13 protein-coding genes and 3 pseudogenes are annotated in these 14,544 nt (G+C 57.8%); 10 read left to right on the forward strand and 6 right to left on the reverse strand.

Features of this window, described 5'->3' with window-relative positions:
- Window positions 1-438 precede the first annotated feature (438 nt).
- Window positions 439-1,215 (reverse strand): SDR family NAD(P)-dependent oxidoreductase, encoded by a 777-nt coding sequence (locus tag N5D53_RS00115; RefSeq protein WP_266033168.1) that lies wholly within the window; start codon window positions 1,213-1,215, stop codon window positions 439-441.
- 322 nt (window positions 1,216-1,537) lie between these two features.
- Here N5D53_RS00115 and N5D53_RS00120 point away from each other — a divergent pair, with 322 nt between their 5' ends.
- From N5D53_RS00120 to N5D53_RS00145, 6 genes and pseudogenes are all read left to right on the forward strand, one after another.
- On the forward strand, window positions 1,538-2,713 hold the full coding sequence (locus N5D53_RS00120; RefSeq protein WP_266033170.1) for an FAD-binding oxidoreductase: 1,176 nt from the start codon (window positions 1,538-1,540) through the stop codon (window positions 2,711-2,713).
- 252 nt (window positions 2,714-2,965) lie between these two features.
- On the forward strand, window positions 2,966-4,081 hold the full coding sequence (locus tag N5D53_RS00125; protein ID WP_266033174.1) for a branched-chain amino acid ABC transporter substrate-binding protein: 1,116 nt from the start codon (window positions 2,966-2,968) through the stop codon (window positions 4,079-4,081).
- Between the two features lie 76 nt (window positions 4,082-4,157).
- A pseudogene (locus N5D53_RS00130) lies at window positions 4,158-5,067 on the forward strand (branched-chain amino acid ABC transporter permease LivH).
- Between the two features lie 2 nt (window positions 5,068-5,069).
- A pseudogene (livM, locus tag N5D53_RS00135) lies at window positions 5,070-6,278 on the forward strand (high-affinity branched-chain amino acid ABC transporter permease LivM); the annotation flags it as partial.
- Window positions 6,270-6,707 (forward strand): annotated as a pseudogene (locus tag N5D53_RS00140) (hypothetical protein); the annotation flags it as partial. The pseudogenes livM and N5D53_RS00140, both read left to right, overlap by 9 nt.
- On the forward strand, window positions 6,704-7,420 hold the full coding sequence (locus N5D53_RS00145; RefSeq protein WP_266033185.1) for an ABC transporter ATP-binding protein: 717 nt from the start codon (window positions 6,704-6,706) through the stop codon (window positions 7,418-7,420). The pseudogene N5D53_RS00140 and the gene N5D53_RS00145, both read left to right, overlap by 4 nt.
- Window positions 7,421-7,443: 23 nt before the next feature.
- On the opposite strand, the gene N5D53_RS00150 is transcribed toward N5D53_RS00145, so the two are convergent.
- Window positions 7,444-8,181 (reverse strand): helix-turn-helix domain-containing protein, encoded by a 738-nt coding sequence (locus N5D53_RS00150; protein ID WP_266033188.1) that lies wholly within the window; start codon window positions 8,179-8,181, stop codon window positions 7,444-7,446.
- A 45-nt stretch (window positions 8,182-8,226) separates the two neighbouring features.
- Window positions 8,227-9,111 carry a LysR substrate-binding domain-containing protein gene (locus N5D53_RS00155; RefSeq protein WP_279839005.1) on the reverse strand — a complete coding sequence of 295 codons (885 nt, stop codon included), beginning with the start codon at window positions 9,109-9,111 and terminating at the stop codon, window positions 8,227-8,229.
- 283 nt (window positions 9,112-9,394) lie between these two features.
- Between N5D53_RS00155 and N5D53_RS00160 the strand changes: the two genes are divergently transcribed.
- The 3 genes from N5D53_RS00160 (at window position 9,395) to N5D53_RS00170 (ending at window position 10,759) form a co-directional block, all read left to right on the forward strand.
- A complete protein-coding gene (locus N5D53_RS00160; RefSeq protein WP_279839006.1) occupies window positions 9,395-10,198 on the forward strand; it encodes an NAD(P)H-dependent oxidoreductase in 804 nt (267 codons plus the stop codon).
- A 2-nt stretch (window positions 10,199-10,200) separates the two neighbouring features.
- Window positions 10,201-10,392, forward strand: a complete 192-nt coding sequence (locus N5D53_RS00165) for a 4-oxalocrotonate tautomerase (RefSeq protein WP_266033196.1) — start codon at window positions 10,201-10,203, stop codon at window positions 10,390-10,392.
- Window positions 10,393-10,468: 76 nt separating this feature from the next.
- Entirely contained in the window at window positions 10,469-10,759 is a 291-nt protein-coding gene (locus N5D53_RS00170; RefSeq protein WP_279839007.1) for a DUF1330 domain-containing protein, read from the forward strand.
- A gap of 299 nt (window positions 10,760-11,058) precedes the next feature.
- Here the strand turns inward: N5D53_RS00170 and N5D53_RS00175 are convergent, their stop codons facing one another.
- Genes N5D53_RS00175 through N5D53_RS00185 form a run of 3 tightly spaced genes read right to left on the reverse strand, consistent with a single transcriptional unit; the run spans window position 11,059 to window position 14,067 of the window.
- Window positions 11,059-11,988, reverse strand: a complete 930-nt coding sequence (locus N5D53_RS00175) for a LysR substrate-binding domain-containing protein (RefSeq protein WP_279839009.1) — start codon at window positions 11,986-11,988, stop codon at window positions 11,059-11,061.
- A gap of 2 nt (window positions 11,989-11,990) precedes the next feature.
- Complete coding sequence (locus tag N5D53_RS00180) at window positions 11,991-13,652, reverse strand: ABC transporter ATP-binding protein (protein ID WP_279839011.1); 1,662 nt, start codon at window positions 13,650-13,652, stop codon at window positions 11,991-11,993.
- A 1-nt stretch (window position 13,653) separates the two neighbouring features.
- Window positions 13,654-14,067 (reverse strand): ABC transporter permease, encoded by a 414-nt coding sequence (locus tag N5D53_RS00185; protein WP_279839012.1) that lies wholly within the window; start codon window positions 14,065-14,067, stop codon window positions 13,654-13,656.
- Between N5D53_RS00185 and N5D53_RS00190 the strand changes: the two genes are divergently transcribed.
- Window positions 13,965-14,525, forward strand: coding sequence for a metallopeptidase TldD-related protein (locus tag N5D53_RS00190; RefSeq protein WP_347881660.1), 561 nt, complete (start codon window positions 13,965-13,967; stop codon window positions 14,523-14,525). The two genes, N5D53_RS00185 and N5D53_RS00190, sit on opposite strands and share 103 nt — an antisense overlap.
- Window positions 14,526-14,544 lie beyond the last annotated feature (19 nt).

The raw sequence follows: 14,544 nt of genomic DNA on the forward strand, positions 1-14,544 counted from the left end.
GGTGCAGCGCGTTGCTATCCGGCGCGCCCGTGCTAATAGAACAATAGTTCGCGTAATAAACCCTTTACAGAGGGTTAATCGGATCAGCATTGGCATTAAATAGAACGAAGATTCTATAAATTGCACGCTAGCATTGGAAGCGGAGGGCGTCAATCGTAAGGCACTGGCGAACGCATGGGATACGAAGGGGGGCAGCAGCACCAGGATTGTCGACGATGAAGTGAATCGTCATAACCCTGGTGCGCGTGGGACTGGTAACGCGAGCACCGTGCTCCTCCATCGCAGAGCGAACGAGCGCAGATGTCGACACACTCGACATCCAGAACCAACAAGCGCTTGCCCCGGTACCGGCTGCGCAGCAGCCGGGGGCTTTCAGCATGAGAGAAAGTATTACGACACCCGGCAGAGACGTTGCCTACATCAGCGCCGTCTGGCGTGTCACTCGTTGACTGGCACGGTGTAGTTGAGGATAAGGCGGCCACCGTCAGGGTAAACAGTCTGGCCTACCATGTACGATGCGTCGTCACTGGCCAGGAATGACACGACGCTGGCGACTTCAGAGGCTTCGCCAAGACGACCGATTGGCGTGCGGGAGAGAACGGCGTGACGCTGGGTAGGGTTCGACATGATCGCGTTGCGAACCATGTCCGTGCTGATGGTTCCTGGCCCTACCGCGTTGACTCGAATACCGTGGCTGATAAGGCCCACAGCCATGACTGCAGTCAGCTGCTTGATTCCGCCTTTGGAGACGGCATACGCCACGGCGGTAGGGTTGGCCAACTCGGCATTGATAGACGACATGTTGACAATGGCGCCTTTGATGCCGCGTTCGATCATCACACGGGCAGCGGCTTGACCGATAAGGAATTGTGCCTTGAGGTTGACCCGCAGTGTTCGGTCGAACTGGTCCTCCGGAAAATCGACGAACTCTGCGGTGTGGATGACACCGGCATTGTTCACCAAAATATCCAGCGAGCCGAAGTGCTGCAGTGCATGCTCGACCAGTTGCTTGGCTTTGCCTGCGTTCAGATCATCGAGGTCGGCAGTGAACGCAGCGGCATTTTCGCCCAGCCGCTCTACTTGCTCGTGCAGTTTGCCCTCTTGCACATCCACCAGTAGCACCTTCGCGCCCTCTGCAATAAAGCGTTGTGCACACGCCAGCCCCAACCCTTGAGCTGCACCGGTGACGATGACCACTTTGCCTGCATGCTTCATCTGTTTACTCCTATAGGACTACTTGGCACAGCCCCCCTGCACTCGAACGAGGAGTACGACTGTGCGGTAGCCATATGGTGCCGCTGGAGAAGGAATCTGACTTGTATGAACGCACCACCTCTTCTGCGGCTTTCTGCACAAGCCAGGTTGGTTGTGCGATGACACGCGATAGAGAGTGCATCGCCCTCGTTGTGCTAAATACCGCCAGCTTGCCAAGCCGTGAATACAAGTCAGCCGGTAGAGGAGGCCGCACAATGAGGGAGCGTTCACTGCGAAAACAGTGAGTCATTCATTGAAACCATAAAGGCGCAAGGAGGGCAGAATGCCCGAAACTTCAGAAACCGTAGTGATCGTCGGCGGCGCAGTGATTGGCAGCTTTGCCGCATTCTTCCTGCGGGAACAGGGATTCACAGGCCAGATCAAGGTAGTCGAACGTGATAGTACGTATCAGTTTTGCTCAACGGCACTATCCGCCGCATCTATTCGAAGTCAATTTCATCAGCCTTATAACATCGCCATGAGCCTGTTCGGCGCGAACCTGTTCCGCAACATCAAGCAGTGGTTCGGACAGGATGCTGACATAGGCTTTGTGGAGCAGGGTTATCTGATCTTGGGTGACAAAGGCCATGAGCAACGTCATCGCAATGCCGCGCGGGTGCAAATCGAGTTGGGCGCCGAGATCGATATTCTCGACCCGGAGCAAGTGAACCGGCGATTCCCATGGATGAATGTAGAGGATATCGGCATTGGAACATACGGCACCCGCAACGAAGGCTGGTTCGATGCTTGGGCTTTGATGCAACTGGTCAGGCGTGCTGCTCGTCAAAGGGGCGTTGAATACATCCATGACGAAGTGGTGGGCCTGGACGTTCAGGGGGGGCGTATAACGGGTCTGCGCCTAGCCAATAGCGGCGAGCGATTGAGTTGTGACTGGTGCGTTAACGCCGCTGGCGCCTGGGGTGGGATGCTTGCGCGAATGGCGGGGCTGCAATTGCCGGTGGAGCCACGAAAGCGGACCGCATTTCACATCAAGGCTCCTCTTGAAAAGGCCGGCTTTCCCATGCTCTTCGATTCAACGGGTGCGTGGATCAGGCCTGAAGGCGAGGGCTTTATCTGCGGCATTGCTCCCGAGGAGCATCTGGACCAGTGCGAAGACGGAGATTTCGAGCCGGATCACTACCTGTTGGAAGACAGGGTCTGGCCACTGCTGGCTCATCGCATTCCCGCCCTCGAGCAGTTGCGGGTACAACGGGCATGGGCCGGTTACTACGAAATGAATCTCTTCGACCACAACGCATTCATTGGCGCTCATCCCGAGATCAGTAATTTCGTGTTGGCGACTGGATTTTCTGGCCATGGCGTCATGCACTCACCTGCAACCGGGCGTGCGGTTGCGGAGCACATTGCCCACGGCGAATACCGCAGCATCGACGTGAGTGCGCTGTCGTTTGACCGAGTCGTGCGCAACCAACCGATTCGAGAAGGCGTGGTCTACTAAGCACTCCGGCTGCGGCGGCTATGCAAAAAACCGCAAACACGGTGCCGGCTGCGTACAAGCTATTGCACCGGCGGAGTCGCAAAATAACTTACGACGCGAGAGCCTGCCGTCGTTTACCAAACAAATAATGGCTCAAGCTGCATGGTCATCCCAGGCCCTGCATTCACTGCTGTTTCGATAGCATGCCGGGCCTTCAGCCACCGTGGTTGTAACGGCACGTCTTGATCGGTTCCTTGCACTGGAGCGAACGAAATGCACGTGTTTAAACCTTCTTTGCTGTGCGCTTTCTCTTTTTCCACACTGGCACTTGGCAACGTTGCCCATGCCGACCTGGTCATCGGCGTCGCCGGCCCCATGAGTGGACCCTATGCGAATTACGGCGAGCAACTCTGGCGAGGCGCAACCGCAGCTGCAGAACAGATTAACGCTGCAGGTGGCGTTAACGGTGAAAAAATCCGCCTGGTCAAAGGCGATGATGCCTGTGAACCCAAACAAGCGGTATCAGTAGCGAACAAACTGGTGGATGCGGACAAGGTGACAGCAGTCGTAGGGCACTTTTGCTCTTCCTCTTCCATTCCTGCTTCCGACATCTACGCCGATGCCGGTGTGCTTGCGATGAGCCCTGGATCGACAAGTCCACAATTGACGGAGCGAGGGCTGGATACCGTGTTCCGCAACTGTGGACGAGATGACCAACAAGGGGCTGTGGCTGCCAATTACATCGCCGACGTTCTCAAGGCCAGGCGTATCGTCATCCTGCATGACAAAGACACTTACGGACAGGGTATCGCTGACGCAACTCGTCTTCAGCTGCGCAAAAAAGGTATTGAGGCGGTGCTATACGAAGGGTTGACCCGCGGCGAGAAAGATTTCAGTTCGGTGGTTACCAAGATGCGCGCGCTGGAGGCCGACGCGGTGTACTTTGGCGGCCTGCATCCAGAGGCGGGTCCGTTGGTGCGACAAATGCGGGAGCAGGGGCTCAATGCCGCATTCATCTCGGACGATGGCATCATGACTGACGACATGGTGACCGCTGCGGGTGGTAAACAGTTCGTGGAGGGTGTCCTGTTTACCTTTGGCGCAGACCCCAGGCTAAACCCGGCCGGTAAGGCAGTGGTAGATAGTTTCCGGGCCCGGGGTTACGAGCCGGAAGGTTTTACGCTATACGCCTACACCGCGCTTCAGGCCATTGCCGCCGCCTACCAAGCCAATGGCAATCTCGATGTTGCCCAGGCTGCGAAATGGTTGAAGAGCAATCCGGTTCCTACCTCGCTCGGCGCTCGCTCGTGGGACGCTAAGGGTGACCTCACTCACTCGGATTACGTGATGTATCAGTGGTCCGCAGACGGCACGTACAAACAACTCTAATCCTTGCGCAGCATGCCCTTCGCGCTCTGCGTGAGGGGTAGCTACGCCCGCCGGAACCTGGTGAGGACAAGTAATCGTGGATCCCTTATTCGTGCAACAACTTATCAATGGCCTGACCCTAGGTGCAGTGTACGGTTTGATCGCCGTGGGTTATTCGATGGTCTACGGCGTGATCGGCATGATCAATTTCGCCCACGGCGAGGTCTACATGATCTCTGCCTATCTAGCGGCGATCGGTCTCGCTGTTCTGAGCTTTTTTGGAATCCAGTCATTTCCATTTCTGGTCTTCGGCACCTTGATCTTTGCCGTGGTCGTGACTTGTGTGTATGGGTTGGTCATAGAGCGGATCGCTTACAGACCTCTGCGAAAATCAACGCGCCTGGCGCCCCTCATCAGCGCGATCGGTATGTCGCTCATTCTGCAAAATTACGTGCAGGTCTCCCAAGGCAGTCGCCAGCAGGGTATACCCACATTGTTGGAAGGCACCCTGCGAATAGAACTGGGCAGCGGGTTCATCCAGGTCACTCATATCAAGTTGTTCATCTTGTTCGCGGCGCTCGCGGGCATGTCGCTGTTGGCCTACATCATCGGCAACACCAAACTGGGTCGCATGTGCCGTGCAGCAGGATGCCAAGATGGCTTCGATCCTCGGTATCAATAATGATCGGATCATCAGCTACGTGTTCATGATCGGTGCCGCCATGGCGGCACTTGCCGGCGTTCTGATTACCTTGAACTACGGGTCGTTCGACTTCTATGCGGGCTTCATCATCGGCATCAAGGCCTTCACCGCTGCAGTTCTAGGCGGCATTGGCTCACTGCCAGGTGCCATGTTGGGCGGCTTAGTACTGGGCCTCGCCGAGACGCAATTCGCCGGGTTGATCAACAGTGATTACAAGGATGCTTTCAGTTTTGGTCTCCTTGTTCTGATCTTGATCTTCCGCCCCCAGGGCCTCCTTGGCCGCCCCATCGTAGTGAAGGTGTGACTATGAAAACGCTGATATTGAATGACCTGGCGGTGAAAGGTCAGCCGCGGCCAAAACTGCAACCTGCTCGTGCACTTCTGGATGCCCTCGTGGCTGGGTTGCTTGCTCTTGTGGTGTTCGGCCCTATCGTGGGAGTGGTGCTGGACGGCTACAGCTTCAATCTGGAGCCAGGTCGCGTCGCAATCCTCACCATCATTGTGATGTTGGGCAGGCTGACTTTCAGTTTGCTGGATCAGGCGGGTGTTCTGCAGCCGCTTGCAACGCGATTCGGCAGCAGCAACCAGGCCGTGCAGGTGGCGGCGCCGGGCGCCAAATCAAGCGTTCGCTGGCTATCGCCGATGGTTTTGATGTGCGCGCTGGCACTGCCATTCGTAGCAGATAAGTACGTACTCACAGTGGTGATCCTGGGGCTAATCTACGTATTGCTTGGTTTGGGACTGAATATCGTTGTCGGCCTGGCTGGGCTCCTTGACCTAGGGTACGTCGGGTTTTATGCCATTGGCGCATACGGCTTGGCTCTCGGATACCAGTACCTTGGGCTTGGTTTCTGGAGCGTGCTGCCGTTATCGGCAATTCTGGCCGCTGCTGCGGGGGCTGTTCTAGGGTTTCCGGTGCTTCGCATGCATGGTGACTACTTAGCCATCGTCACTCTGGGTTTTGGAGAAATCATTCGCCTGATACTCAACAACTGGCTACCCGTGACAGGCGGCCCGAACGGTATGCCCGTGCCCGCGCCGACCGTGTTTGGCTATGAGTTCGGTCGTATCGCGAAGGAGGGTGGTACCCCGATCCATGAGGCATTGGGGATTGCGTATTCACCCAATCTCAAATTCATTGTCATCTACGGCGCCTTGCTGCTTACCGTGTTGCTGGTACTGCACTTGAAACACCGGTTGACACGTATGCCGATCGGCCGAGCTTGGGAGGCATTGCGCGAAGATGAGATCGCCTGCCGAGCAATGGGCCTTAATCACGTCCTGGTAAAGCTTTCCGCATTCGCGATTGGCGCGAGCACCGCCGGGATTGCCGGGGTGTTTTTTGCAACGTACCAAGGCTTCGTCAATCCAGCGTCGTTCACGTTCTTCGAATCGGCACTTATTCTGGCAATCGTCGTCCTGGGAGGAATGGGTTCAACGCTAGGCGTGGTTATAGCGGCGTTTGTGCTGACCGTCGCACCGGAGCTGCTGCGCAGTTTCGCTGAGTACCGCGTGTAAGCGACAGGCGGGGCTATTCAGCTCTTTGCACATGGTCGATGCACGAACGTAATCGGTGTGTTGGGAGAACCGTTCAAGGCATCAGACTTCATCCATCCGCTGCGATTCATCAACCGGTTGCACTACAAGATGTTTGGTGGCACGCACCTGGTGAACCGGGCCGGGCTAGCCAGGACATTCCAGAATATCCGGCTGTTCAAAGAGATGTCTGTTGTAGAAAACTTGTTGGTTGCGCAACACATGGGCATCAATCGCAGTTTATTGGCGGGAGTGCTGAATAACATGGGCATGGTGATGGATATTTCCGACCATATCGTGGTGCTGGATCATGGCGAAGTGATTGCGGCAGGTCCGCCACAAGCAATACGTGACAACCCAGTGGTGATAGCGGCGTATTTGGGCGCAGAAGAGGAGGCGCTGGCATGAGCACACCGTTGCTGGCGTTCAAGGACGTCGATGTTTTCTACGGGCCAATCCAGGCACTGCGTAAAGTCAGCCTGCAAATCCATGCAGGGGAGACCGTCAGCCTGATTGGTGCCAATGGTGCCGGCAAATCTACCTTGCTGATGTCGATCTTTGGTCAGCCACGGGCGCGTGGTGGGTCAATCGTCTACCAAGGGCGCGAGATAAGCCAGAGCAGTGCGCACTATGTGGCCTCCAATGGTATCGCTCAGTCCCCAGAGGGGCGTCGAGTTTTTCCTGATATGACGGTGGAGGAAAACCTTTTGATGGGGACGATTCCTATCGGTACCGCGCATGCACAGGAAGACCTCCAGCGGATGTTCGAAATGTTTCCTCGGCTGAAGGAGCGACGCAATCAGCGTGCAATGACCATGTCCGGTGGAGAGCAGCAAATGTTGGCCATTGCGCGTGCGCTGATGAGCCGCCCAACCCTGTTGTTGCTTGACGAACCATCACTGGGGCTTGCACCGATAGTGGTGAAGCAAATCTTCCAGATACTCCGTGAATTAGCGCGAAACGGCATGACGCTGTTTCTGGTGGAGCAGAATGCCAACCATGCCTTACGGCTGTCAGACCGTGGTTACGTCATGGTCAATGGTGAAATTCGCCTCAGCGGTACTGGCGAAGAGTTGTTGGGCAACCAGCAAGTTCGTGAAGCCTACCTGGGCGGGCACTAAGCGCTGGCGCATGACGCGGCGCGCTACGGGCGCCGCACGCTGGCCCGGTATTCTTGTGGCGTGCAATGCAACGCGGCACGAAATTGCCTACTGAATGCACTGTGATCGGAGTAACCACATTCGCTAGCGATATCGGTGATGTTTGTCATTGAGTTTTCAAGAAGCTCACACGCTCGATCAATCCTGGCTTTCATCAGCATCTGCTTTGGCGTGAGCTGGAAGACCTCGCGGGTCAAACGCTGCAGGGTGTCCATGGACAGATTGACCTGCTGGGCGATATCGCTGATCAGGACAGGTTGGCCGAGGTTTTCCTGGATCTGGCGAGAGAACTCCAGCAGCCGCTTGTAGCCGTAGTGTTTTTCGTCTGGCCGCGCGAGGATGCGTGATATGCCAACCAGCCCTATCGGGTTGCGGCGCTCATCGAAAATTCCAAACTTGGAGCTCAGGCACCATTGTTTACTGCCATCGGCAGAGCGGAATAAACGCATGGCGTCGATGATGTCCCGACGCGAATGAATGACCTGCATATCCTGCGAGCCGATGCTGGTGTTGCTCACCGGAAACACCTCATCGGCGGTCAAACCGATGATTTTGTCCTTGCCTCTTAGGCCACTGTGGTACACCAGCGTTTCGTTGACCGCCACGTAGCGACCATCGACATCCTTCAAAAAAAACATCACATCAGGCAGCCGGTCGAACAGCCTACCCAGCAACGTCAGATCATGATCAAGCCAATGCAACAGTTCTTTCGGGGTTACCACGGCTACTACGCTCCTTGAGGTGAACGGTGTTGCTCAGCCAAACCACTAGGCTGGTTGCAGGCCAGCTGCCTGGAGCAACCACCGCTGTACCGCGACGGTGCTAGGCGGCAGCATGGAATCGTCGCGATGCAAGAGATAGAAACCCCGGTTCACTGACAGGGTGTGAGAGAAAAGTTGCACGAGTAGCCCAGCCTCCAGCTCGTCCTCCACCAACCAAGGGCTGGTAAGCACTAACCCCTGGCCACGTCGGGCTGCATCAATGGAAAGCAGCGACTGATCGAACTGCATACTCGAATGTGGCACCGGTCCCGTATAACCTGCACCCCCAAGCCAACGTGACCAGTGATTGTGTGATGCCGTGTGCAACAGCCTCGCCCGGCCTATATCCTGAATCGCCACCAACTGAAGCTGTTCGCAATACCGTGGGCTGCAATAGACTCGCAAATCATCGGCTAACAGCAGCTGGGCGTTCAGCCCTGGCACTTTTCCGTCGCAATGACGGATCGCAAGGTCTACTTCATCGGTATCGAAATTTAACAGGCCCTCGGTTGCTCCTACATTCAGCCTCACCTGAGGTAAGGCCTTCAGTAGGGCAGGCATTCGTCGAGCAAACCATTTACTAGCAAGTGCCGGCGGCAGACTGAGGCGTACTTCCTGTCCAATCCCATCACGCAGTTGCACGCAGGATTCGTTCAACTGGTCAAGCGCTGGTCTGACGTTGTTCCAGAGAGCATGCGCCTCCCGGGTGGGGCGCAATTGTCTGACCGAACGGATGAACAGGGGGCTTTCCAACCATTCTTCAAGTCGACGTATCTGCTGACCAACGGCACCCGGCGTTACGCACAGTGTCTGGGCAGCGGTGACCAAACTGCCGTACCGCATTACGGCGTCAAAATACGCTACGGCCTTCAGCGGTAGATCAGTTCTCATGGCGCAGAAACTCTATCTTATTAACTGAGAAACGATCGGTTGTCATTGCTCGGCGTCCCACCAAGAATGGATTGGGAGGCTTTGGAGCGAATGGTCATCCAACCATACTAGCGCCTGATTTTGCCAGTCATCCATGTCCGCCGCTCTCGGGACGTGATACTTGGGAAGCATCGCTGACATTCTCGCAGGCGCAGGCAGGCCGAGCTTGATATCAAACCGTGCCATTTCTGCGGTGTTCTGCACAACCACCATGCGGCGCTTATCCTCATCTGGAGAGATGTGAATGAATGTATTGATCGTTTTTGCCCATCCAGAATCGCAGTCGTTCAGCTCCGCGCTGAAGAACACTGCGATTCAAACCCTGTCTGCTGCTGGCCATCATGTGCAGATCAGCGACCTCTACGCCATGAATTGGCAAGCGGCGCTTGGCCCTGATGACTTCGCCGGGACGCGGGCGGATCCCGACTACCTGGATCTTTCGGTAGAGCAGGAGTACGCCTTTGCACACCGCAGCTACGCCCAGGCTGTGCTGCAAGAACAGGACAAAGTCGCTCGTGCCGATCTCATCCTGTTCCAGTTCCCCGTATGGTGGTTCTCGATGCCTGCGATTCTCAAGGGCTGGGTCGATCGCGTGTTTGCGCGTGGTTTTGCCTACTCCACGGGCAAAAAGTACGAAAGCGGCCACTTCAAGGGCAAACGGGCAATGCTGTGCCTCACGACTGGCACAGCGTCCACTCTGTATGAGCCAAATGGCATTGACGGCGATCTGCATCACATTCTTTGGCCGATTCATAATGGAATCCTGGCCTATACCGGCTTTACCGTATTGCCACCCTTCGCTGCGTGGATGCCGGCTCGCGTTTCGGCAGCGCAACGCGGGGCCTATCTGAAAGGTTATGCCGAGCACCTCGGCACATTGGATAGTCTGGAACCACTGTACTTCCACCCGTGGCAGGACTATGACGAGACCCAACGCCTCAAACCGGGGGTAGTGGCACGATCTGGCGTACAGTGGAACCCTAGCGCCGAGCAATGCCGTGAGGACGCAGCTCAGCAGTACACCCCTTCGCATGTGAAGGAGGCTTGATCATGCCGACCGTACGAATTGAGTTGAGCCCAGGTCGTAGCCGAGAACAAAAGATCCGCTATGTCGAAGAGGTCACGCGCGTAACGGCAGAGATCCTCGGATGCAAACCGGAGTCTGTTGACATCCTATTCCTGGAAATTCCCCCCCACGAGTGGGCTCGCGGGGGCACCTTTCTCGCACAGGCACCGGAGTAACGCGCAAGTGTTCAACCGCGGCTAGGCACCAAGCACTGGCGCCTTTCAATCACACCATTGAAAAGAGGACCGCTCAGTGAAGGGCTACTGGATCATTTTTGCGTCTGACGTGATCGACACTGAAGCTCAACAGGAGTACGGGCGTTTGTGGAAGCCGATCAGTGACCAGTATGGCGCCAAACTCAAAGTACTGGAGGAAAGCGCTCTGGTCGAATCAGAAAGTACGTATCGCGTACTGGCAGTTGAGTTTCCGAATTACCAGCAGGCCAAAGCTTGCTATCACGATCCCGCCTATGTCGAGGCTAAACAGTTTGCGCAGCGGGCTTCACGTCGTGAAATGATCATCATCGAAGCCAACTTGAAGTAGGCTCCTTCGCCGACAGTCGAGTGTCTCGCCGCTCTAGCGAGGAGGCACTCGCGAGGCCAGCATGAGCTTATCCACGTGTTCGACCGCAGCGGGCCTGATGTGAATCCGAGTGAGGAGATGGCTGTCTATCGGGTAGCGTGATGATCGACCCCAGCGAGAGTACAACGGCCGCTGGGTTACTTTTTGTTTGCTTTAGTTCATGTTGAGGGTTGCCGTCAGTCTCCGCGAACAGGGTGGATGTCGCCGCGATCGACCAGTTTCATGGTGACTGGGCGTGTCTGCCGATACGCTTCGAGAGACTATGGCCGACGGGCTTTCCAGACCTGCCCATCGATCAGACGCTGGGTCACTTCTGCGAAAATGGCCTGCACCACCCGGTTGGCTGGGCTCATCGGTCGATCGGCGGGGAAGGCCAGTACCAGGCGTCGTTCTGGAGTGGGGTCGCACAGCGGGCTGGCGCTGAAGTGGTTGTCCAGTACCCGCGCATAGATGGGCGTCAACGGCAGAATGCTCGAGCCGAAGCCGTTATGTACCAGGTCGAGAATCGCCCCGAGGGAATCAGCTTCGATGGTCGGTTTGAGCTGTATCGAGGTTTGCTTGGCGTAGTGATTGACCACTTTGCGCAGCCCATGGGGGGCACTGGGCAGTATCAGCGCCTCACCGGCCAGATCGGCAAAGCGCACCGGCCGGTTCAGCGCCAGGCCACTTTTCTGGTTGCTCACAAGGTACAGCGCTTCGGTGACCAGCGGAATAGTGGCTACCGGCGCATCCGCGGGCAGTTCGGGATCATAGATCAAGGCCATGTCGATCTCGCCACGGCGCAGCCAGTCGAGCATGTGTCCGCTGAACGCCGACGAAAAACGCACCGTCAAGCGCGGGTGGGCGCTCTGTATCCCCTTGAGCAGGGGGGCGGTGATGATTTTAGCCACGGTCGGCGGCACGCCTATCACCAGCGTGCCGGAGAGCGACGTCTTGCGCTGGTCGATAGAGTGGCGGATTGCGTCGAACTCGTTGACGATTTTCAATGCATGGCCGAGTACATCTCGGCCCGCGTCGGTAATCACCATGCCCCGCCCATGGCGCTCGAACAGGGTTTCCTCAAGGGTTTCCTCGAGCAGCCGGATATGCCGGCTGAGGGCTGGTTGCGCCAGCTTCAGGCGGTCTGCCGCCCTGCGCAGGCGGCCCAGTTCTGCGACCAGAATCAGCGTTTTGAGCTGTACGATGTCCATGCTCAGCGACTGGCCTCAATCAGTTGACGGGTGTACGGCACACGCGGGGCGTGCCAGATCTCGCTGGCACACGCCTGTTCGACGATGCGCCCTTTGTGCATCACCGCCACCTCATCGGCCATGTACCTGACCACTGCCAGGTCGTGGGAAATGAACAGGTAGGCAAGGTTCATCTCGTGCTTGAGGACGTTCAGCAGGTTGAGGATCTGTGCGCGCACCGACACATCCAGCGCCGACACGGGCTCGTCGCAGACCACCAACTGGGGGCGGGTGACCAGTGCTCTGGCGATCGCGATTCGCTGGCGTTGCCCTCCAGAGAACTCGTGAGCGAAGCGCTGAGCACTGCGTGCCGGCAGGCCCACGGCGTCGATGATGGCACTGACCCGACGTTGGCGCTCCGCACGGTCCCGCACTCCGTCCACCTTGAGGGTAGTGTCGAGCATGTCGGCGATGTGCTGGCGCGGGTTGAGTGAAGCGTAGGGGTCCTGGAAGACCATGCGCAACCCACGGTAAGCCTCCTGGGTACGGTTGCTGCGCCCTCGGCTAAGGTCTTCGCCGTCGAATCCGATGTAACCGCTGCTGGGCTTGACCAGCCCCATGAGTGCCCGGCAGAGCGTCGATTTTCCGCTGCCCGACTCACCGACCAGGCCAAGGGTCATGCCCGGGGCGATGGCGAGGTTGATCTGGCTGATGATATCGGGGCTGCTCTGACGATAGCGTACGGCCAGGTCGCGCACGGCCAGCAAAGGTGGCTTGGCAGGACGCGTGGAGAGGGATGGCGCCGGGGTAATGTGGGTCTGGAAGTAGTACTCGCCGGTCTGCGGATCTTGGCTCACGTCGATTTCCGGCAGGCGCACGCGCCGATAATGAACGTCACTGTCGACGCGCATCGACGCGTTGATCAAGCCTTGGGTATAAGGATGCGCTGCCTGGCTGTAGAGTTTCGCCGCGGGCAACCGCTCGATGGCCTGGCCATGATGCATCACCACTAGATCGTCGGCCCAGCGAGCGATTACCGGCAGGTCGTGGCTGATCAGCAGCAGCCCCATACCCAGTTCCTGGCACAGGCTGCGCAGCAGTTGGAGTATCTGCTGTTGCACCGTTGCGTCCAACGCGGTGGTCGGCTCGTCGGCGATCAGCAGGCTGGGTTCGCAGGCAATCGCCATGGCGATCATGATCCGCTGGCGCTGGCCGCCGGACAGTTCATGCGGGTACGCCTGGTACACCCTGCTCGGGTTGCGCAATTGGACCCGCTCGAGCAAGGCAAGGACTCGCGCGCGCGCGACATCCGGGTCCAGGTCGAGGTGGCGTTCCAGGCATTCGAGTACCTGCTGACCGACCCGATAGACAGGGTTGAGCGAGGTCATCGGCTCTTGGAAGATCATGCCGATTTTTAGTCCACGCACCGCGTCCCATTGCCGCGGTTGCAGGGTCAGCAGCGCTTGCCCCTGCAGCAACACCTGGCCGCTGCACGTAGCGTTCGTCGGCAACAGCCCCATCAGCGCCATCGCCGTGCTGGACTTGCCGCACCCCGATTCGCCTGCCAGGGCCAGGGTACGGCCACGCTCCAACTGCAGGTCCAGCCCGTCGACCACTGAGCGTCCGTCAAAACGCACGCTGAGGTTACGTACGCAGAGCAGGGGCGGTGAACGATCTTTGCTCATATCAGGCACTCTCACGCGGGTTAAGTGCCCTGTTCAGGCCGTCACCCATCAGATTCAGGGAAAGGATCGTCAACAGGATCATGCCGCCGGGCAGGGCTGAGATGTACCAGGCTGACTGCAGCATCTCTCGGCCATTGCCGATCATGCTCCCCCACGACAAGGTATTGGGGTCGCCCAAACCGAGGAATGACAGCCCCGACTCAGCGAGAATGGCCGAAGCCGCCATGATCGAGCTGACCACGATGATCGGCGCCAGGGCGTTTGGCAGGATCTCCCTGAGGAGGATGCGAGTGTGGCTGTAACCTTGAGTTCTTGCTGCCTGCACGAAGTCTTGCTGACGCAGCCCGCGGCATTCGGCCCGGATTAGCCGAGCGGAGGTGGGGAACGCGCCCAGGCCGATGGCGAAAACGATCACGCCGATGCTCGGGTGCGGAGGGCGTGGCCACGCGTGAGCGCCTGTTGGTCAGCGAAGGCGTCCTGCAAAGCTACCTGCTCGATGCCTACGCTGCCCGACGGCTTGGTCTGGCACTCACCGGAAACGCTGGCGGCGCCCGCAACGTACGCATCACCAGCCGCAGAGCTCAGGCGTCTGATGGCCTCGCCGAGTTGGTGAGGGCAATGGACCGCGGTTTGCTGGTAACCGATATTCTTGGCGGTGGAGTGAACCCGGTGACGGGTGACTACTCGCAGGGCGTCGCGGGCTTTTGGGTCGAGCAAGGCGTGATCCGCTACCCGGTCGAAGACATCACCATCGCCGGCAACCTGCACGACATCTTCCATGGCATCCAGGCTATCGGCCGCGACGAGTTGCCCGGCGCTGGCATGCGTTGCGGCTCCGTCCTTGTCGAGCACATGCGCATTGCCGGCCTGTAACCGGTCATCAGGAGCACCA

It is taken from the genome of Pseudomonas sp. GD03862 (genome assembly GCF_029840855.1).
Classification (GTDB): Bacteria; Pseudomonadota; Gammaproteobacteria; order Pseudomonadales; family Pseudomonadaceae; genus Aquipseudomonas; species Aquipseudomonas alloputida.

Bases quoted from the DNA above. Each gene is read 5' to 3' on its own strand.
- N5D53_RS00115 (WP_266033168.1), bottom strand. From the start codon at position 1,215: ATGAAGCATGCAGGCAAAGTGGTCATCGTCACCGGTGCAGCTCAAGGG.
- N5D53_RS00120 (WP_266033170.1), top strand. From the start codon at position 1,538: ATGCCCGAAACTTCAGAAACCGTAGTGATCGTCGGCGGCGCAGTGATT.
- N5D53_RS00125 (WP_266033174.1), top strand. From the start codon at position 2,966: ATGCACGTGTTTAAACCTTCTTTGCTGTGCGCTTTCTCTTTTTCCACA.
- N5D53_RS00145 (WP_266033185.1), top strand. From the start codon at position 6,704: ATGAGCACACCGTTGCTGGCGTTCAAGGACGTCGATGTTTTCTACGGG.
- N5D53_RS00155 (WP_279839005.1), bottom strand. From the start codon at position 9,111: ATGAGAACTGATCTACCGCTGAAGGCCGTAGCGTATTTTGACGCCGTA.
- N5D53_RS00160 (WP_279839006.1), top strand. From the start codon at position 9,395: ATGAATGTATTGATCGTTTTTGCCCATCCAGAATCGCAGTCGTTCAGC.
- N5D53_RS00165 (WP_266033196.1), top strand. From the start codon at position 10,201: ATGCCGACCGTACGAATTGAGTTGAGCCCAGGTCGTAGCCGAGAACAA.
- N5D53_RS00175 (WP_279839009.1), bottom strand. From the start codon at position 11,988: ATGGACATCGTACAGCTCAAAACGCTGATTCTGGTCGCAGAACTGGGC.
- N5D53_RS00180 (WP_279839011.1), bottom strand. From the start codon at position 13,652: ATGAGCAAAGATCGTTCACCGCCCCTGCTCTGCGTACGTAACCTCAGC.